The sequence below is a fragment of the Bradyrhizobium sp. CSS354 genome, assembly GCF_029051725.1.
Lineage (GTDB): Bacteria > Pseudomonadota > Alphaproteobacteria > Rhizobiales > Xanthobacteraceae > Bradyrhizobium.
The window spans coordinates 68287-87095 of record NZ_JAACFU010000022.1 but is presented as its reverse complement, the minus strand read 5'-3'; the positions used below and the strand labels follow the sequence as shown (position 1 = coordinate 87095).

The window sequence follows — 18809 nt, the reverse complement described above, 5'->3', positions numbered from 1 at the left end:
ATTCAGCGGTCTAAAGTAGTGACTCCGCTTTCATACTTATCCACCGGAAAATATAAACATACTGGAGTAGGTATTTATTTGATTATCTATCCACATCGAGCATCTCGATCATTCGCGTTCAAGGACAAGAAGTTAGTTTTACGAATTCACAGCGGGTCGGAAATTGACGAAAGCTGCGCGCGAAAGAATCTGAATTTAGTTATGCCAAGCGAAATGATGGCAGCCGGACCAGTTCGCGTCTGGCGCACAATGTCGCAGCCAATAGAAGAGAACCTACATCAGGAGATCCATTGCACCGGCTCGACCGGGATCGAGGGCGCCCAACAAGAGCCGGAAAAGCGCCCGTTGAGTTCGTCTCGCGGGTCGCAGTGCGCCCCATGCCGCGACTTTGAAGCGGACCGGATCCGGCAGTCATGTTCGAGACACGAACGAACCATCAGCGAGAAGCTGGCCGCGGTTGCGATGCCTTATTTAATTTAGCTGCTGATCTCGCATTGTTCGAATTGATCACCTGACCGGTGCGCATATCCATATTATTGGAGAACGACCAGCCGCTCGGAGCGGAGTAGAATGCCCCCCACGCCGCCTGCAGATCAAAGAAGTTGTCGTGCACGCTGCCACTGTGAGCAGAACTGTTGTCGTTATAGGAATTGGCATGAACCATATACGACATCGCTGACCCCGCGGATCCACCAACCGCGATCATCGTGTTGTATGCCATGACGGCATCCTGGATCACTCCGCCCTGCGTATTGCTGTAGAACTGGAAGCCCTCACCTCCCGACGTCTGCGGGGTCTGATAGGTGGTATTGAACTCGACATCCACCGAGCTCGCGGCACCGCCGCCGAACTGCAGGAAATTCAGATGGGCGCCGTCTTTAATCGCCCCCTGCTCGATCAGATTATATTTGTAGATAACCGAGAAGCTCGGACTGCCGTTTGCCTGCGTGAATTCGACGACGTGCTGCGGAAACTTCCTGAACCAGTTGTACTCCATGGTGACCAGGCCCGAGCCCGCGAATCCGATGAACGATGTCGCGTTACCGATGGCGCTGCCATCAAAGCTATTATGCGCGAGGATCAGATTGGACGCCCCCGAGGTCCCGTAGACCAGATATGATCCCTGGTTGGTGCCAATCGCAAAATTGCTGTTCGAGATCGTCGCATTCGCGCCTGCGACGCTCACCTGATATCCGCCGTGAAGCGAAAAATCATACCCATCAAGCGTGATGTTGTTTCCGCTGATCGCGACCGTGCGGCTCGACGTATCTATCGAAACGCCCGCCATCGAGATCGTCGCCGGATCCTTGAGCGATGTCGATGCCGCCCCGACCGCATAATCGACGCCGGCGACACTCCAGTCCGGCCGTACGGCATAGCGTTTTAGCAATTCCGGATGCTGAGGTGCTGCAGATGAAGCCCTTTGCTCACTCACATCGCAGCGGTTGGCCGTGCACTCGCCCTTGCCGCTCCTCTCTTGCGCGATGCGGACGTCATCTTCATCGGAAGATGCGACCATCACCAGCGCCGCCACCAAACAGAGCAAGGATTTCATTCTAAACGACCATCAGACCCCGCGGCGCTGTTCAAGCTCTCTTGCGCCAAGCGATCGGGTACCTCTCCAGGATGAGGATGACCGCTCTTTTGCGCTCCCTCACAAGTCAAGAGCGCTTTCGTACAGCCATCAGAGATTTGGTTACGCCAAGGATTTTCTCGGGGATGATCGACGCGTCGGGAAACAATGCACTGAACATACGCCTGTCCAGCAGGGACGAGCTTTGTATCGTCTTCATCGCCTCGTCGACGGTCGCAGCTTTGGACCAGTAAGGACCACACTTCCGAGCCATCACAAGCCGGAACTTCAGCGACTCGGGAAGCCAATGCAGAAAGGGCGTTCTCGCGTGCGGCTCGATCGGAAACCAGTAGTACGGCGTTTGCACAAAATAATTGGGAGCGATGCGCCGGATCTCGTTTGCCATGGCCATCATGCTCGGCCATTGACCGACGTGCTCAATGACCGAATTCGAATGGATCACGTCAAAGCTGTCGTTCGCGAATTCCGGCATATGGCAGGCGTTGCCCTGGCAAAATGTGAAGCCCGCCTTCGGCGGCCCGCCCCCATCCAGATTGAGTAGCGTTATCTCCGTCGGTCGGGCCATCAGGTGCCCCTTGTCCGACCAATAGGCTTCGACCCCGCCAATATCGAGGATACGCAGCGGACGCTCGGTCCTCGGGATCGAGCTCACCAGCTCGAGAAAGATCGAAAATCGCGCCAGACGGAAGCTGCTCGACGCAGCCTTCTCGTACCCGCTATGTTCAATGGCCTGTGACACTTCAATCAATCGCCAGTTCCGTATGAAGCGCAAATCTCCAAGTGATTATAAATCGCCACTTTAATCAATTCAACATTATATTGATTGCCAAAAAGGTATAATTTATTAAGTTATTTAACGTGGCCGGCGGCGCAGGGGCCGCAATTCGACCCATGACGGGCCACGTCGAGGTTTGCGACGGCCGTCATCATCCGAGCGAGGGAGCGATGTCAAATACCGGGCCGGACGCCACAAGGATAGCGGTCCTCATCGTATCATACGGAAACCCTGGCGACGTGGATCGCTGCTTGAAGTCACTTGCCCGGTCCGACTTCGAGAATTTTGATGTTTTCATCTGTGAGAATGGCGGACCGGAAGCTTATGCGTCTTTGATGGAGGTCATTGCACACGAACACGGCACATTGCAGCAAATCGAAGATTGCTCGCATCAACTGGACCGACCGGGAGGACGACTGGCCAGCGTGGCGAAATGTCGATTTCGATCTCGCTCCAATTTGGTCAGGGTGGCGCTCGCAATTGACAATCTCGGCTACGCCGGCGGAGTTAACGCATGGCTCGAGAAATTGCTCGGTCAGCCCGAATGGCACGCTGTGCTCGTTCTCAATCCGGACACCGAGGTCGTTGAGACGTGCCTATCACAGTTGGTGGCCAAAGCCGCCGAAGGATACGGAATGGTTGGTGGGGTTCTGGTATTCGACGATTCCCCGAACAAGGTCGCCAATTATGGGCTTCGATGGTCCGCTCTGACGGGGCGAGTGATAGCTGTCGGCCGAAACTCGCCTGCGGGGCGTCGCCTTACACCGGAAATTGTTGAAAGGATCGATGCGATTAGCGGCGCTTGTATGCTTGTGACGAGGGACTTCATCGCTGATGTAGGGTTAATGATGGACGACTACTTCCTCTATATGGAGGACCTTGACTGGGGCCGGCGGCGGGCCAGCCACCGGATCGGGGTCGCTGAGGGGGCGCTGATACGTCACGTGGGAGGCACGACCATAGGATCGGCTGTCGATCCAAGAGACCAGTCCCATTTGTCGGTTTACCTGTCCGCCCGGAACGGTATCCTCTATTCTCGGCGTCGGGCCGGGTGGCGGTGGGTCTTCCACTCCGCGATTTGGATGTTGTACGCACTGAGATACCTTCTGCTTGGTGCTCCAGCGGCTGCCAGGCTAACGATCGCCGGCTTGTGGCATGGAATAAACGGCAGAACAGGTCGGCCTGAAATCTCCTTCGATTGACGGGGCGCTTGCCCTGAAGGTGCTTCTGCATCAGCCGGCGAGCTTTGTCACGATAGGTCTGTTGTTCATGTTTATTCATCAGCCAGCAGCACGGCCAAAAGTCGATTTATTAAATATTTAATACTTGCTATAAATCGGCGAACGCTATTTTAAATAGCGGGCAGGATTTTCCCGGTCCAGGAGCCAATTGTGAGGCAATTTTCGGCATCCCGCTTTTCCCCCGTGGTCACGACCGCTCTCTGGGCACAGCGCCGCTCCTGGCCCATTCCTCGCGTCCTGAGGCAAGTAGGACTCAGCATGCTCTCGCGTCTTCAGGGGGGTCCTGCACCTGTCGAAGGTTGGAATTCGCCGCTGATCGTCCGCGAGGGAATGATTTCGAACAACGCCCGTCACGCAGCTGACTTGAACCAGGCCGCCACGCGCCTCCCCCCAAGTGTTGATCGGCCAAGCCGACCTGACCGACGCCTATCTTGCTTGATTTCGACGAGCGTCTTGGACGCCGGCGGTATTGATGAGTTCGTGGCATTTCTTGCTCGGCGGCTGCCCGACAGGGGTATCAGATCCACGGTCATGATAACAGAGCCGGCTGCGACCGGAGGGCGCCTCATGCGCGCGCTACAAGAAGAGGGGATTGAGGTCATCCATAAATCCCCATCTGAAAGCCCCGGGTGGCTCAGGGGACAACGGCCTGACGTTATCAGCGCTCATGCGCCTCCAGACTGGCTGCTCCAGGCGGCCCACGAGCTGGGAATATCGGTGGTCGAGACGCTGCACGCCGCTCCGACCCCGATAGGGACCAACTGGCGAGCAGAGGGAACGAGAAGTCGCAATATTCGTTTTCTGATTGCCGTAAGCGACCTGGTACGACGGCAATACTTGCGTGGCAACCCGGCGTTCAACGCCGATGCGATTTACACGATACCCAACGGTTTCAATTCTACCCACCGGCAGATGACTGACCGAGCCGCGGCAAGGAAGTGGCTGGGTCTTCAAGATGAGTTTCTATTCGTGTCGCTGGCCCGTCACGTCATGCAGAAGAACGCCTACGGCTTGCTGGTCGCCTTTGCAGAGGTCGCAAAATTGTTCCCGCATGCGCATCTTGTCCTGGCCGGTCGCGCGGATGATCCCGTCTACATGAAGCAGCTCCAGCTCCTTCAAAGGAATATCCCCGAGCGCCATCGAATCCATCTTCGCGACAATCTGTCCAACCCGTCCCCATTGCTCTCAGCGGCCGATTGCTTCGTTCTCAACTCCTTCTTTGAGGGATGGCCCCTCGCCCCAATGGAGGCTCTTTGCACAGGCCTCCCCGTTGTGATGAGCGATGTCGGGGGGGCCCGCGAGCAAATTGGCCTGGAAGGAAGGCATGGCCACCTCGTGCCCAACCCCCTGGAAGATCCCGAGACCGTCACATGGGATAGAGTTGCGCGTGAGAGATTTCGGCCTCAGCGCAACAGAGCCGCCCTTGTCTCAGCGATGACTTCGATCATCGAAAATCGAGAGCATTGGACGGCCTCTCGCGCGACTCTCGCAAGTGAGGCGAAGGTCCGCTTCAACACAGAGGCGTGTATCGAGCGATACGCGCAAGTTCTTGAACAAGCCGTTGCATCCTGATGGCAGCTTATCCAGAACCGTGGACGCGAGAGCAATGAAGTCAACGCTATCCCATTCGGCACTCGTCAATCGCGAACAACTGCGGCCGAAGCCCCGAACTGCAGGCGCCATCGCTTGTTACATTGCCCTCCTAGCAATCCTGCTTCCTGGAGGTCTGGTTGCCGTGGATGCGTCTGGCGCCAAACTCACGGTCGGCAGGATCGCCGTCTTGATACTGCTCATACCGGCCCTTTTCCGACTTACAAAGGCTGATCGCCATTTCATAGCAAGTGACTATCTGGCGGCCTTAACCGGCATCTGGATGGTCGGGGCTGCGGCTCATGTCGGAGGGGACGGCAGCGTGTCATCCGCGGTGGCGGTGTGCCTGGAGTACGTCGGAGGATACTTTGTGGCCCGAGGGCTGTTTTTCGGATCCGCCGTTTCGACATTCATTCAAGTGCTGAAGAAATTCGTGATCGTCGTCGTGCTCCTGGCACTCGCAGACAGCATCACCGGAAGACTGATGGTGCACACAACTCTGGCCGGCATTTTCCAGAGTGCCCCCCTGCTACAGCCTGATTTTCGCGCGGACCTGCTGAGGACTGCATCCACTTTTGACCACCCCATCCTGTTCGGCACGTTTTGCACTCTGTCCGGCGCATTGCTGATGTCTTACGAACAGAACCGTGCAAAGCGAACATTGTGGGTGGGCGTGTGCCTTCTTGGATGCATACTATCAATGTCCTCTGCACCTTTGCTGTCGTTCATCATTGGCATAGTGGCCTTCACATACGAATGCTTCATGAGGAATTATTCATGGCGCTGGAGCGTGTTCTGGTTTGCCGTTGGAGCGGGCATACTGGCGATCTTCTTCGTCGCCAATCATCCGATCGGCTGGATCATCTCCCATCTGACACTCGATCCAGTGTCAGGTTACTTCCGGTTGATGATCTGGGATCTGGCTCTAATGAAAATTGACCAAGAACCATGGACCGGATTTGCCTTTAACCCATTGCACAACGAAATATTGGACTACACCGTCGATTGCGTGTGGCTGCAGCTGGCGTTACGCTTCGGCATTCCCATGATTGTGCTAGTGGCCCTCACCAACATCGCAACTATTCTGCCGGCCAGGCGAAACGCCAGCAAGGTCGCTAGCGATCCCCTACATTGGGGATTTACAACGGCGCTCGTACTGACGATGCTCACCGGCCTGACCGTTCATTACTGGCACTTTCTTTGGATATTCTGGGGTCTTTGTCTGGGGATTCGCGCGTCCCTTCGCGAGGCATCTATGACCGAATACCGGATGCTCGCGGACGAAGCGATGCCGTTGATGACCGCTGACATTTCCCTAGTTCACGCGCGACCATAAGCGCGCCTGAATTGGGGCGCGATGGCTCCTCGTGACAGGCCATGCCCGCAAGCTTCCGTCAAATGGGAGAGAACTGCGCTCGCAGCGCGTCCGCCGGCACAAGGGCCAAGCAGGCTTTACTACCGCACGATCATCTGCCGTAACCGATCGGCCGCCGGCTGCAGAAGCCGCCACGCACGACGGCCTAAACGCCGTTTGCAAGCCAGAGCCAGCCAAGACGGCGTTCCTTCGACCTTTGGGTCGATTTTCAATGCAGCGTCACAAAGCCGGTCGGAAAGTCCCATTGCTCCTACGTTGAAGGCACGGCTCGCACTCTTTACTGCGTCAAGCGCCAGTTCGTGGACGAACCAGGTCCGAAGATCATCAACGTTTGCGAGCACTGGAGCGCAACTGCTCAGAAATCCTTCAATTGCCGCCTTCCGTTGAGCGAGATCCTGCTCCGGCGAGTATGTCGTGGACATATTGGCTGTATGCCGTCGATAAACAGCCTGGTTCTGGTCAATAAATCCAACCTCGGCGTGCGCGGCAAATCGCAGCCACATCTCCATGTCCCCGCTGTGCGTCAGTTGCGCCGAATATCCGCCCACCTTTTTCTGTAGGCTCGTCCGAACCATTACGGTAGGCGCGAGCACGATGTTCTTGGCACGGCTGAGACGGACGAACTCAATTCCAGATAATATCCGTGTTCCCGGCCCCAAGCCTGGGGGAGCAGCGACGTCTTCCCTTCGATCATCCTGTTGTACGATCGCTCGACCAAAAGCGAGACCGACAGAAGGGTGATCATCCATCAGGCGGGCTGATCTCGCGAGGGCACCAGGCAACAGACAATCATCCGCAGAAAGCAGCACCATGTAGTCGGCCGCCGCCCAGGCAATCCCTTCGTTGAACGTTGCGATGTGCCCCCGATTAGATGCGTGTTTGAGAACGTTGACCCGTGAGTCTTCGCGAGCCAACTCTTGCGCAACTTCAGCCGTGTTGTCTGGTGATGCGTCGTCGATAATCAACACGCGCACCGTCACCCCGGATTGCGTCAGAACAGTTTGGACGCAATCTCTCAGAAAATGCCCATACCGATAGCAGGGGATGATGACATCTATGGAGCTCACCGGCATCCCTCCGTTGCGCACACGCTGTCTGCCATCCTCCAACCGATCTTGGGTTGTGCCGAGGTATCGCCGCGTCGTTGCCCGGCCATGATATATTGCTTGACCAGGTGGTGACGAAGGACCCCGAGTGAGAGACAGTCAATCAGCTTCGATTTTGGTCCTTCGATGCCCGCAACCAAACCATCTGTGACAATCAGATCAGCATCGTTCAGAAGTTCGACGGCCGTTCCTTCGACAAAGAACCTCAAATGCGTACGGTCAAGAATCCCGGAATCCCGATATGTAAATTTCCGTCGGAAGAGCAACGGCAGCGCTACACTCAAATGTGCGACGTTCGGCACCGAAACGATGATGCGGCCGCCCTCCGTTAGAAGCCCGCTGATCGATCGAAGTGTCCTCCCGGGATCCGGCAGGTGCTCTAGTACATCAAGGAGTAAGACGAGGTCGAACTGGCCCAGGTCGGATGAACAGTCATCGATATTGCCGATAACGGCGATATCCGCGTTTTCCTCCAACTCTTCCTTCAGCTCGCGGTTGACCTCGACCCCCACGGTCGTGACGTTCGGATAGATCGATCTCAGCCAACGCAGCGTGTAACCGCCGCCCGGCCCGACCTCCAAGATCCTCGATGCTCCATCTGGCAAGAGCGATCTAATTTCCTCGCGTGAATGCCTGTAGTATTCGGTACGTTCCGAGTCACAAGCGCTACCGTCTCTTCGATTTGTCATAGCAGCTCGCCCGCGTTTCCACCGTTTCTCTTCGAACCTCTGCGTTCATTCGGATCATCCACTCTCTTTGCCAGAGCGACCACATCCGCGGCAAAAAGAGAGGACAAACGATTTTGCCTGGATCCGTAGGCTCGGGCTGAAGCGACTTTCGATGTCCTCTCCATCGAGAGCCCCGACTCGGCACACCAACGTTGAATTACCGAGGTCGACGTATTGTGAATTCTCGTCGTTTCGAAGCTAAGCCGCCCATGGCGCGGCCCGCTGCCGCCCTTCCGCCGCCACCGATAACGGACATACGGCCAGTTCGGTGCCGTAATGAGGACTGCCCCTCCTGGCGAGAGAGCATCGGCAAACAATCTCAGCAAATGCTTAGGATGATGAACGAACTGCAAAATGTTGAGAAACAAGATGCAGTCAAATCTCATTGGGCCAATCTTTGCCCGAGCGGTATCAAAATCTCCTGACACCACCTGAAGCCCACGTGCGGCCGATTCGCTGCTTATGACGTCATCAAGCGGTACCGCTACCACCCTTTTTCCGGTCTCGAGCAGCCAAAGTTCATTAGCGCCGGAAGCTGACCCGACCGACAGGATGCGTTCGGCGCTCCTGGGGATCAAGCTCAAGACTTCGTTTCTGATCGGTTCATAGTAATCCTTCGAGTACATCTTGTGCCACAAGCTGGTCTCGGTATTCAGCAGCGAACAACGTCTTTCCTCCTGAGAGGCGATCTGCAACAACGCCGATATTTGAGAGCCTAGTTCGTGTTGGTCGACACCAAAATGGCCGATATACTTGTTCGGCAAATGATGCACCCAGAATTGCTCTATGTGCGAGATGGCAATAAATTTTCTGAACCCGCATTGGGTATACGGGTCAGTGGCAGCGCTGCAAAGAAGATCGTACTCTCCCTCGTGCGGTTCTACCAGGAAGCCGCCCGAAGCAATCGCTTTCGCCAGCTGTTGCCGGGTTAGTACGTAGCAGGCTGAGTGTTCGTTCGTGAAATGGGCGAGCGTATAGCCCCCCCTAACTCTGACCGATTCACAATCCCAGCGGAAATGACCATGCACCTCGGGAAAGTTGCGCTCTCCGTTCGGACCATATTCAACTCGCAAGAATCCGGCGATCTCGTCTTCGTTCAGGTCAGACTCAACGTCCAGAAACGCGCGGATATTCTCTTCGGTAATTAGAATGTCGTCTTCCGAGTAGATGAACAGATCGTACAAATTGAGCCGCTCTAGGAACAGCTTCTTATGCAGAAACGGGAGAGACCAAGGGTCTTTGGTTGGAAGTCCGACAAGACACTCGACAGTGGGCGCAACGGCCTTTTCGATATTTGAGAGAACTACCAGGTCGACATCGAACTTCATGGATCGGTATTCATTGATCACCCGATCCAAGTACCGGTCATTTGCATGGCCGTAGCTGGCGATTGCGACCAAGATTCTCATAGACGTGCCGCACTCATCATTTGGCTATCTCGGCTTTCAGCGCCGCGACAACGCTCAGCAGGTCCGCATCCGTCATCTGCGCGTAGAGGGGCAGCAGGATCGACCTGTCCTGCGCAAGTTCAGATTGACGAAGGTCGTGCCGTTGCCTCGACTCGGCGTAAGGCTGCTCACGGTGCGAGCACACTATCCCGCGGCGGCTCGCGATTCCCTTGTCGAGGAGGTTTTGCATGACGATGCGCTGGTCGAGGCGGTCTGGAAGACGTACGCAATAGCTCTGCCAGTTGCATCTGGCCCACGCCGGTTCAGTCGGTAACCGCAACTCTTCCAGATTGCCGAGCTGTTCGGCATAATTGGCGGCGACGGCTCGCCGGCGTGCAATCAGTTCCGGGAGCCGCTCGAGCTGTTTGCGCCCAATCGCGGCCTGCATGTCCGTCATTCGGTAGTTGTAGCCCACAACGACGTATTCCTCGAAGATCACGGACGACGAATTGTGCCGCACCGTGTCGGGAACGCTCATGCCGTGCTGGCGCAGGAGCTTGAATTTGCGATCAAGCTCGGCATTCGCGGTGGTGAGCATTCCCCCCTCACCCGTCGTGATCACCTTTCGCGGATGAAAGGAAAAGCACGCAATGTCTCCACGCGGCTTGCCGATCGGCTCCCATTCCCCGTCTATCCGGATCTGCGATCCGGCGGCACAGGCCGCGTCCTCGATCACGGCGATCCCGTGGCGGCGCGCTATAGCCATGAGCGCTGCCATATCGCAAGGCATGCCCATCTGATGGACCGCGATGATCGCGCGCGTGCGCTCGGTGATCGCCTCGGCCAGCCGAGCGCAATCCAAATTGTATGTCTCGGGATCGATATCGACAAAAACCGGAGTGGCGCCCTGGTGTCGGATGACGTTCGCGGTCGCAATGAAGGAGTGGCTGACCGTGATCACCTCGTCCCCGGCGCCGACATCCAACGCTGCCAAGGCGAGCTGCAGGGCGGTCGTACAATTGGAGACGGCACAAGCGTGCGGTGCGCCAACAAGTGCAGCGAACTCGCGCTCGAACGCCGCCACCTGCGGACCTTGCGATACCCAGCCCGACAGCACGACCGCGCGCGCAGCGTCAGCTTCTTCGTCCGCAAGCAGCGGCAGCGCGATCGGAATCACGATGCCGCCGCTTGTCGCTGGCGGTCCGAAGCGAGATCGCGTTCGGATCGCCACCATTTCACGAGATCGGCGAGCCCCTGCTCAAGCGAGACCGTGGTGCGGAAACCCAGCAAACGCTCTGCCTTGCCCGTCGATGCCAGCCGTCGCGGCACCGGATTGACCGAGCGCTCCGGCGCGAATTCGGGTGTCAAGCCGCGGTGTCCCATCACGGACGCAAGCACCGTCGCCAGCTCGGTCAGGCTGGTTTCAGTGCCGCTCCCGACGTTGAAGACCTCATCAGTAACCTTTGCCCTGGCTCCAAGGATGTTGGCACGCGCGATGTCGCGGACGTGGACGAAATCCATGGTCTGACGGCCGTCACCAAAGATAATGGGAGGTAATCCGGCTTCCAGGCGCTCCATCCAGCGGATCAAGACCTCGGTGTACCGTCCGTGGATATCCATCCGGCTGCCGTAAACGTTGAAGTATCGGAATGCCACATAGTCGAGGCCGCTTACATCGTTGAAGGCCCGCAGGAGCCCTTCGTTAAACGCCTTGGCGGCCCCATAGAGCGTTCGGTTGTTGTACGAATTCTGCCGCTCGGTCGTCGGAAACTCCTCGGCCATGCCGTATACAGATGCCGAAGACGCTGCGATGATCTTCTCGATATCGTGCTTGATGCACAGCTCCAGCAGGTCATAGGTGGCATCCACCATGACTTCCTTGGCCAGGCGTGGTTCGGCTGCACAATGAGTGATGCGGAGTGCGGCCTGGTGAAAGACGATATCGGCCGCCTTGACTAGCGCTTCCATCAGCTTGCGATCGCGTATGTCGCCGTGAACCAATCTCACCGGCCCGCGCCCGAGCGCGCGCCGGAGATTTTCCGGCCGGCCTCGGATCATGTTGTCTATGGCAACAATCTCGATACAGCCCTCGTCGCAGAGCTGATCAACGAGGTGGGAGCCGATGAATCCCGCCCCGCCGGTGACCAGAACGCGCTTTCCCTTGAGATCAATCAAGACGCTCTCCTGTTGTGGGACCATGTCATGACGCTTTGTGGATGCTCCGCCCGGTCGCTGACGGCTTCGCTGGGCCACAGGACCGCCCCGTTCCTCAATGTAGCGACAACTTCGATCGCCTGTTCCGGCAGCATCTCCGGATAAATGGGAAGAGAGAGGAACTCGTTCGCAAGCATCTCAGTGATGGGGAGATCACCGGCACGATAACCGAGTTCGGCATAGGCTCTTTGCAGATGCACCGGAATGGGATAGTGGATCCCGGCACCAATGCCGGCATCACGCAATAGCGTCAGCGCGTCGTCGCGCCGCTGCAGTCTGACCGCATAGACGTGATACACGTGACGGGCGTGGCGGGGCGGCTGGGGACGCGCGAATGGGAGATCGGATAGCAGTGCATGGTATCGCTCAGCGAGCGACCGACGCGCTTCCGTCCAGCGTTCGATGTAGTCCATCTTGACCTTCAGTATCGCGCTCTGAATTTCGTCCATGCGATAGTTGTATCCGGGGATGACGTGGTCGTATTTCGCCTCCTGCCCCCAGTCCCGCAGCAGTGACACGTGTCGCGCGAAGTCAGGCCGATCGGTTACGACCGCCCCACCCTCGCCAAACGCTCCAAGATTCTTGCCGGGATAAAAGCTGAAGCATCCCAGATCGCCAATCGAGCCTGCGCGGCGTCCCCGGTATTCCGCGCCGTGCGCCTGCGCGGCGTCCTCAATGACGACCAGACCGTGACGGCGGGCGATCGCCATTATCGGATCCATGTCGGCCATCAGCCCGTGGAGGTGAACCGGCAGGATCGCTTTGGTCCGCGGCGTTATCGCAGCCTCGATCAAGCCGGGATCCATCGTCCACGTTACCGGGTCGACGTCGACAAACACCGGCTTGGCGCCGCTGTAGAGAATGGCCGCGGTTGTCGCGACGAACGTCATGGATACTGTAATGACTTCATCACCGGGGCCGACGCCTGCTGCAAGCAAGGCAAGGTGAAGCGCCGAAGTGCCGGTGTTCACCGCGCGGCAATGGGCGGTCCCGCAATAATCCGCAAAGCGCCACTCGAAGGCCGTCACCTCCGGCCCGAGCACAAAGTGCCCGCTGCTGACGACCCTCGCTACCGCGGCGTCGATTTCCGGCTTGATCTGGCTATATTGGGCTTTCAAATCCAGGAAGGGGATCAAGATTCAAGACCTTGGATTGGAGCAAAATTATACAAACAAATTAACTCGCATTATCGTATTTAATCAAGCATTAAATTCGACGGGATATATCTTTCGATTTAAAATGGTTTATGATGCGCGACTGACGAATCTCGATTGCCCAGAACGGTGCTTTCATCTCCGGACAGAACCCGAGCGGGCACTCCGGCGACGATGACGCCGGGCGGAACGTCCTTCGTCACCACTGCCCCTGCGCCCACGGAAGCACCCGCGCCGATCGTCACACCGCACAGAATGGTGGCGTTCGAGCCGATTGAAGCTCCCCTGCCGACGTGAGTGCGCTGCAGTGTCCAGTCCGACGCTTGCTGAGGACGACCATCCGCGGTTGTTGCCTTCGGAAATTTGTCGTTCGTGAACATCACGCCATGCCCGACGAACACTTCGTCCTCGATCGTGACACCCTCGCAGATGAAGCTGTGCGACGATATCTTGCAGCGCGCACCTATCTTTGCCCCGGCCTGGATCTCGACAAAGGTTCCGATCCTGCTCTCGTCGCCAACGGCGCAACCATACAGGTTGACCAGGTCCGGATGCAGAATGCGGACATCGCGGCCAAGCTGGGTGTCCTTTATTGCCATGTCAGTTTTCCTGTCACTACAGTCAATCAAGCCTTTACAGTACAGGGCGTGACGGGAGCCGCCTGGGCGCCATCTCGGCAAGACCTGCTGCCGCTTGACGAAGGTGCTGCAGCAGAGGATGCCTTGTCACGATCAGTCCCCACAACCAGCAGAAGGCGGCGACCACCAACGCTGATATAAGCCCTACAATGAGATTAAGAGTTCCCGTCCCGATCAACGCCGCACAGGTGGCCGCGCCCGCTACAGTCGCCATCGTGACGACACCGCTCTTCAGCAGGGCACGGCCAAATTCGCCCGGCCGCAGCGCCAGATGCGAACTGAGATAGTATATCGCCACTGCTGCTTGGAATGGCAACGTCAGCAAGGCGCACGCTGCGACTGCCTCCACGCCAAAAAAGGACGCACCAAGAAGGGCAAGGAGTGAAGGTGGTATCGAGATGCAGGACGAAACAAGCGCGTCGCGCACGCGTCCGACTGCCAGGAAAACAGGATACGTCAGACACGCGGCGAACACCGCCAGATTTGCCAGGCAAAGAATGCGCACTAACGGCACTACGTCCAGCCAGGCTTCACCCAGCCAGATCAAAACGATCGGCCTTGCCATAATGGCCACGAACGTGAGGAACGGCCACTGCACGGCGGAAAGCAGTTGGACCGCATCTAGATACACGCCTTTTAGATCTGCCCCGGATGCACGCCTCGTCACAATCGCGGGCATGATGATCGGGTTCAGCACCTGCGTGACAAGCCTGTCGAACACCTGGGTCAGGTTGATCGCCCGGCTGTAGAGACCTACAGCGGTAAAATCGAGAACCTTCGCAAGAAAGAGCTGGGGCGCCAGGTTGTAAAAGACATTGATGACGCTGACGCCGCTGGAATAGAGACCGAATTCGAGGACGTCTCGGTATTCGGACAGCGAAGGACGTAACACACTGAAATCCCGATACGAGCTCAGCAGCATGGCCGTGAGAACCATGCTCCCCGCCACACCACCCCAGATCGGAGCCATGTAGCTGAATTTCAGTACTGCCAGTCCGATCGAAACCAGCGCCACCGCCATATTGCTTGCAAGATTGCAGACCGCGAGCGTCCCGAACTGCATGTCACGACGAAACAAGGCGATCAACGTTCCGGAGACCGGTAGAACGAGAAGATTCAACGCAGAAACCTCGATACCTCGCCTTACACTGTCCTGCGCAACGAGTCGCGATACAACGTCGGCCGTGGCAAATAGGATCAGCGCAATCGCCAGTGAGATGCCTAAGGTGATAGTGAACGCTGTGCGAATCGTCCCGCGCGATAGCTCACGTTTTTGAATCAGGTAATTCGCCCCCCCAAATTCCTGAAAAGCGGCTGTGATCACGGCCGTAAGCGCATTGACAACCGCGAAGACCCCGAACTCGCTCGGCGTCAGTAGACGCGAAAGCACCGCGGTCGAGACGAGGAACAGCACGAGACCCGCATAGCGATCGACCGCAGAAAACAAGACTGAACGTTGCACTGAATTCATTGCGACTCCGTCGCGGGGCTCGCGCGCGAACAGCCCTCACCAAACCGCCAATTAAGCCGTGGCCCGAGCCCGCTCCGGTCGCCTGCCCGGCAACTGCCTGATCGCGACCGGCTTGCCCTGTTCGGCAATCGATCGCGACGCCGCCTCAAGCACCTCGATCACTCGCAGCCCAGACATGCCGCTGGAAATCGGCTGTCCGCCGGTGCGCACGCAGTCGATAAAGTGCTCGACCTCCGTTTGCAGCGCCTCCTTAGGCGAGATGTGCGGAGCCCACATATCGCCGGCGCGATATCCGATCCGAAATTGATGTGCACTCTCGGGAGGCCTATCAAGGGTAATTCCCTTGTCATAGACCTTCACCTTTTCGGTCGGCTCGAGATCGTCGTAGACGATCATCTTCTTGCTGCCACCAATGAACGTCTGGCGTACCTTGACAGGCGAGAGCCAGTTGACGCTGACGTGGGCCACGCATGCGTTGGGAAAGAACAATGTGATGTGGGCCATGTTTTCCGGCGAACCGGCAACATGGCACGAGCCCGTTGCCGAGACCGCGACCGGCTCCTCATCGAGGATATGGTTGATGATCGAGATGTCGTGCACCGCCAAATCCCAGATCACATTTACGTCTTTTTGAAACAGCCCGAGGCTCGAGCGTATGCTATCGTAATAGTAGATGTCTCCGAGCTCTCCCTTCACCAAGAGCTCGCGGATCTTCTGAACCGCTGGCGTGTAGAGAAAGGTGTGATCGACCATCAGCGTCAATCCGCGCCGGTCCGCTTCGTCGATCAAGCGGGACACGAGGTCCGTGCTTGGCGCCAGGGGCTTCTCGACCAACACGTGCTTGCCAGCCCTCAAGGCCGCAATTGCCAGCTCGTAATGTGTGTGCACCGGCGTAGCGATAGCGATCGCATCAATCGAGGTGTCCTTCAGCAGATCGTCATATCGAGGTGTGGTTGATACCCCCGGGTAAACCTGCCTTATGGCGCCGAGCCTGCCTGGATCAAGGTCGCTGACGCTGACGACGCGGGCGTCCGGATTGATCGAGAAGTTGCGAACGAGATTAGGGCCCCAATAGCCGTATCCCACGACCCCGATTCCCACCTGGCTATCTCGCATACTGACCTCGATCCATTCGGGGGATTACGCCGCAATACGTTATGTCCGCGCCGGCATATCCTGCCAGATGCCTCGCGTGTCGATCACGTCGAGGTGCCGGCGCTCTGCTAACGGCACCATTTTGAATTCGTCATGGTCGACGAGAAGAATCGCGATCTCGCAACTGCGCAGGGCTTCCTCAATATTCACGAATGCGACACGATGATCGGCCAACTGAGGAGGCAGACGGCGCAGATTCGGCTCAACAACCTTGATCCGTTCACCGTATTTTGCCGCGAGATGCGTGGCTATCTCCATGGCCGGGCTTTCACGCACGTCGTCGACATTGGCCTTGAAGGTCAGTCCACAACAAGCCACGTTCGCATAGGGATGATCGTCGATCAGTGCCTCTGTGCGCTCGATGATCTTCTGCGTTTTGGCGTTGTTCACTTCTCGGCTTGTTCGCATCACACGCGCGAGGTCTGGCGCTGAGTCGATGATGAACCAGGGGTCGACCGCAATACAGTGCCCGCCCACTCCAGGTCCCGGTCGCAATACGTTTACGCGAGGGTGGCGGTTGGCGATATCGATCACCTCCCAGACGTTGATGTCGAACCTGTCGCAAATCAGCGAGAGTTCGTTGGCAAATGCAATGTTGGTGTCGCGGAAGGCGTTTTCGGTCAGCTTGACCAGCTCTGCCGCGCGCGCCGTAGTACCGACGCAAGCGCCGCGAACGAACATTTTGTAGAAGCGCTGAGCCCGCCGCGTGCAGGTTGGCGTAATCCCGCCGATGCACCTGTCATTGTTGATAAGCTCGGTCAAGATCCGTCCCGGAAGCACGCGTTCGGGACAGTATGCGACGTAAATCGCTCCCTCTTCCTTGCCGTTGACGCCTATGTGCAACTCTGGCCTGCGTTCGACGATCCGCTTTGCGATGGCTTCTGTTGTCCCAATCGGCGATGTCGATTCCAGAATGACAAGATTGCTCGGCGCGAGAAGATCTACGATCGAGTCGACTGCGGCATTCACCATTGACAAGTCTGGACGGTTCTCGTGATCGATTGGCGTCGGTACTGCGATGATGAACACGTCCGCCGGCTGCGGCTTTCTGGCGGTCGTGAGCGCACCACTCGACACGACCTTGGAAACAAGGCCATCCAGATCGGGCTCGGCGATGTGAATTCTGCCGGATGCAACGGTGTCGACGATGCGTTCATTGGTATCGATACCGACCACCTGCAGCCCTCGGCTCGCAATCAGCGCCGCGGTCGGCAGACCGATATAACCAAGTCCAACCACATTGATCTTTTGGAATTCAGGCATCGAGAAGCACTTTCACGATCCGCTCGCTCGCGTGCCCGTCACCGAACGGATTGTGCGAACGCGCCATGGCAGCATAAGTCTCGTCGTCGTCGAGGAGGCGGAATGTCTCGGCCACGATCCTGTCGTAGTTCGCACCGACCAGGCGCGCCGTTCCCGCTTCTACTCCCTCGGGACGCTCGGTTGTCTCGCGCATCACCAGGACCGGTTTACCGAAAGTGGGTGCCTCTTCCTGTACGCCGCCTGAATCTGTCAGGACCAAATAAGACATCGAGAGCAGGCTCACAAAATCCGTATATTCCTGAGGGGAAATAAGGACGACCCGCGGATGGTCCGAGAACCGAGACGCAAACATGTCGCGGACATTCGGATTCGGATGCACGGGGAGCACCACGGCGACGTCCTCCCTGCGCAGGATGGTCTCCAACGCGTTCGCGATATTAACGACGCCGCCGCCGAAATTCTCCCTGCGATGGCAGGTCACCAGGATGATGCGCCGATTGCCGTGACGCTTCTTGATGCCGTCCCATCGGCACGAGAGCCCTGGATCGGATTCGACCATAGCTTTCGCGAGGATGAGAGCGTCCACCACCGTGTTTCCGGTAACGTGAATGCGGTCATCCGGGACATTTTCAGCGCGTAACGCGCGCGCCGCGCGCTCTGTCGGGGCAAAATGTTGATCGGCGATCGAGCCGACGATCTTGCGGTTCACCTCCTCGGGCCACGGCGCGAAGATGTCACCGCTGCGCAGCCCGGCCTCGATGTGCGAGACCGGTATACGGTGATAATAAGATGCCAGTGCACCCGTCATGGCAGTCGCCGTGTCGCCTTGGACAATAACCCTGGTGGGCTTCAACTTTTCGAGGAGTTCGCCGATTTGTCCGAGCAGCCGAGCGGTCAGATGATCGAGAGTCTGATTGGTCGTCATGACGTTCAGATCAAAATCCGGGACCACTTTGGCCAACTTGAGGACTTGATCAAGCAAGTGCCGATGCTGTGCAGTCGCACAGATCGTTACGGAGATGTCCTTGCGCTTCTCGGCCTTGAGCCGGTTGATGACCGGAAAGAGCTTGATTGCTTCCGGCCGGGTTCCGAGAAGAATGAAAAAATGCTTGCGCAC

The 18809-nt window shown here is 57.4% G+C and carries 16 protein-coding genes; 3 read left to right on the top strand and 13 right to left on the bottom strand.

Going from position 1 to position 18809, the window contains the following annotated elements; translation table 11 throughout:
- Positions 1-436 precede the first annotated feature (436 nt).
- Positions 437-1555 carry a hypothetical protein gene (locus GWG67_RS33740; RefSeq protein ID WP_275173811.1) on the bottom strand — a complete coding sequence of 373 codons (1119 nt, stop codon included), beginning with the start codon at positions 1553-1555 and terminating at the stop codon, positions 437-439.
- Between the two features lie 106 nt (positions 1556-1661).
- Complete coding sequence (locus GWG67_RS33735; RefSeq protein WP_275173838.1) at positions 1662-2333, bottom strand: methyltransferase domain-containing protein; 672 nt, start codon at positions 2331-2333, stop codon at positions 1662-1664.
- Between the two features lie 152 nt (positions 2334-2485).
- Between GWG67_RS33735 and GWG67_RS33730 the strand changes: the two genes are divergently transcribed.
- The 3 genes from GWG67_RS33730 to GWG67_RS33720 all read left to right on the top strand — a co-directional run bounded on the left by GWG67_RS33730 (position 2486) and on the right by GWG67_RS33720 (position 6536).
- The gene (locus GWG67_RS33730; protein WP_275173809.1) at positions 2486-3571 is read left to right on the top strand and encodes a glycosyltransferase; all 1086 of its coding nucleotides are present in this window, start codon (positions 2486-2488) and stop codon (positions 3569-3571) included.
- 474 nt (positions 3572-4045) lie between these two features.
- On the top strand, positions 4046-5182 hold the full coding sequence (locus GWG67_RS33725) for a glycosyltransferase (protein WP_342761073.1): 1137 nt from the start codon (positions 4046-4048) through the stop codon (positions 5180-5182).
- On the top strand, positions 5160-6536 hold the full coding sequence (locus tag GWG67_RS33720; protein WP_275173805.1) for an O-antigen ligase: 1377 nt from the start codon (positions 5160-5162) through the stop codon (positions 6534-6536). The genes GWG67_RS33725 and GWG67_RS33720 overlap by 23 nt, the downstream gene beginning before the upstream one ends.
- 119 nt (positions 6537-6655) lie before the next feature.
- On the opposite strand, the gene GWG67_RS33715 is transcribed toward GWG67_RS33720, so the two are convergent.
- The 11 genes from GWG67_RS33715 to wecB all read right to left on the bottom strand — a co-directional run bounded on the left by GWG67_RS33715 (position 6656) and on the right by wecB (position 18809).
- Positions 6656-7642: a glycosyltransferase family 2 protein gene (locus tag GWG67_RS33715; protein WP_275173804.1), complete on the bottom strand. Its 987-nt coding sequence runs from the start codon at positions 7640-7642 to the stop codon at positions 6656-6658.
- The gene (locus GWG67_RS33710; protein ID WP_275173803.1) at positions 7639-8370 is read right to left on the bottom strand and encodes a bifunctional 2-polyprenyl-6-hydroxyphenol methylase/3-demethylubiquinol 3-O-methyltransferase UbiG; all 732 of its coding nucleotides are present in this window, start codon (positions 8368-8370) and stop codon (positions 7639-7641) included. The genes GWG67_RS33715 and GWG67_RS33710 overlap by 4 nt, the downstream gene beginning before the upstream one ends.
- On the bottom strand, positions 8367-9737 hold the full coding sequence (locus GWG67_RS33705; RefSeq protein WP_275173802.1) for a bifunctional 2-polyprenyl-6-hydroxyphenol methylase/3-demethylubiquinol 3-O-methyltransferase UbiG: 1371 nt from the start codon (positions 9735-9737) through the stop codon (positions 8367-8369). Before GWG67_RS33705 ends, GWG67_RS33710 begins: the two co-directional genes overlap by 4 nt.
- Before the next feature lie 97 nt (positions 9738-9834).
- Positions 9835-11031 carry a DegT/DnrJ/EryC1/StrS aminotransferase family protein gene (locus GWG67_RS33700; protein ID WP_275173801.1) on the bottom strand — a complete coding sequence of 399 codons (1197 nt, stop codon included), beginning with the start codon at positions 11029-11031 and terminating at the stop codon, positions 9835-9837.
- Complete coding sequence (locus tag GWG67_RS33695; protein ID WP_275173800.1) at positions 10971-11996, bottom strand: NAD-dependent epimerase/dehydratase family protein; 1026 nt, start codon at positions 11994-11996, stop codon at positions 10971-10973. The genes GWG67_RS33700 and GWG67_RS33695 overlap by 61 nt, the downstream gene beginning before the upstream one ends.
- On the bottom strand, positions 11969-13147 hold the full coding sequence (locus GWG67_RS33690) for a DegT/DnrJ/EryC1/StrS aminotransferase family protein (RefSeq protein ID WP_275173799.1): 1179 nt from the start codon (positions 13145-13147) through the stop codon (positions 11969-11971). Before GWG67_RS33690 ends, GWG67_RS33695 begins: the two co-directional genes overlap by 28 nt.
- Positions 13148-13245: 98 nt before the next feature.
- Entirely contained in the window at positions 13246-13764 is a 519-nt protein-coding gene (locus GWG67_RS33685) for an acyltransferase (RefSeq protein ID WP_275173798.1), read from the bottom strand.
- A gap of 34 nt (positions 13765-13798) precedes the next feature.
- Entirely contained in the window at positions 13799-15274 is a 1476-nt protein-coding gene (locus tag GWG67_RS33680; protein ID WP_275173797.1) for an oligosaccharide flippase family protein, read from the bottom strand.
- A gap of 51 nt (positions 15275-15325) precedes the next feature.
- The gene (locus GWG67_RS33675) at positions 15326-16390 is read right to left on the bottom strand and encodes a Gfo/Idh/MocA family protein (protein ID WP_275173796.1); all 1065 of its coding nucleotides are present in this window, start codon (positions 16388-16390) and stop codon (positions 15326-15328) included.
- A 39-nt stretch (positions 16391-16429) separates the two neighbouring features.
- Positions 16430-17692 (bottom strand): UDP-N-acetyl-D-mannosamine dehydrogenase, encoded by a 1263-nt coding sequence (gene wecC, locus GWG67_RS33670; protein WP_275173795.1) that lies wholly within the window; start codon positions 17690-17692, stop codon positions 16430-16432.
- Entirely contained in the window at positions 17685-18809 is a 1125-nt protein-coding gene (wecB, locus tag GWG67_RS33665) for a non-hydrolyzing UDP-N-acetylglucosamine 2-epimerase (RefSeq protein ID WP_275173794.1), read from the bottom strand. The genes wecC and wecB overlap by 8 nt, the downstream gene beginning before the upstream one ends.

Excerpts from the sequence above, each read along its gene's own strand:
- GWG67_RS33695 (WP_275173800.1), bottom strand. The coding sequence starts at position 11,996 with ATGGTCCCACAACAGGAGAGCGTCTTGATTGATCTCAAGGGAAAGCGC.
- GWG67_RS33685 (WP_275173798.1), bottom strand. The coding sequence starts at position 13,764 with ATGGCAATAAAGGACACCCAGCTTGGCCGCGATGTCCGCATTCTGCAT.
- GWG67_RS33740 (WP_275173811.1), bottom strand. The coding sequence starts at position 1,555 with ATGAAATCCTTGCTCTGTTTGGTGGCGGCGCTGGTGATGGTCGCATCT.
- GWG67_RS33705 (WP_275173802.1), bottom strand. The coding sequence starts at position 9,737 with ATGAAGTTCGATGTCGACCTGGTAGTTCTCTCAAATATCGAAAAGGCC.
- GWG67_RS33675 (WP_275173796.1), bottom strand. The coding sequence starts at position 16,390 with ATGCGAGATAGCCAGGTGGGAATCGGGGTCGTGGGATACGGCTATTGG.
- wecC (WP_275173795.1), bottom strand. The coding sequence starts at position 17,692 with ATGCCTGAATTCCAAAAGATCAATGTGGTTGGACTTGGTTATATCGGT.
- GWG67_RS33680 (WP_275173797.1), bottom strand. The coding sequence starts at position 15,274 with ATGAATTCAGTGCAACGTTCAGTCTTGTTTTCTGCGGTCGATCGCTAT.
- GWG67_RS33710 (WP_275173803.1), bottom strand. The coding sequence starts at position 8,370 with ATGACAAATCGAAGAGACGGTAGCGCTTGTGACTCGGAACGTACCGAA.
- GWG67_RS33730 (WP_275173809.1), top strand. The coding sequence starts at position 2,486 with ATGACGGGCCACGTCGAGGTTTGCGACGGCCGTCATCATCCGAGCGAG.
- GWG67_RS33700 (WP_275173801.1), bottom strand. The coding sequence starts at position 11,031 with ATGGTGGCGATCCGAACGCGATCTCGCTTCGGACCGCCAGCGACAAGC.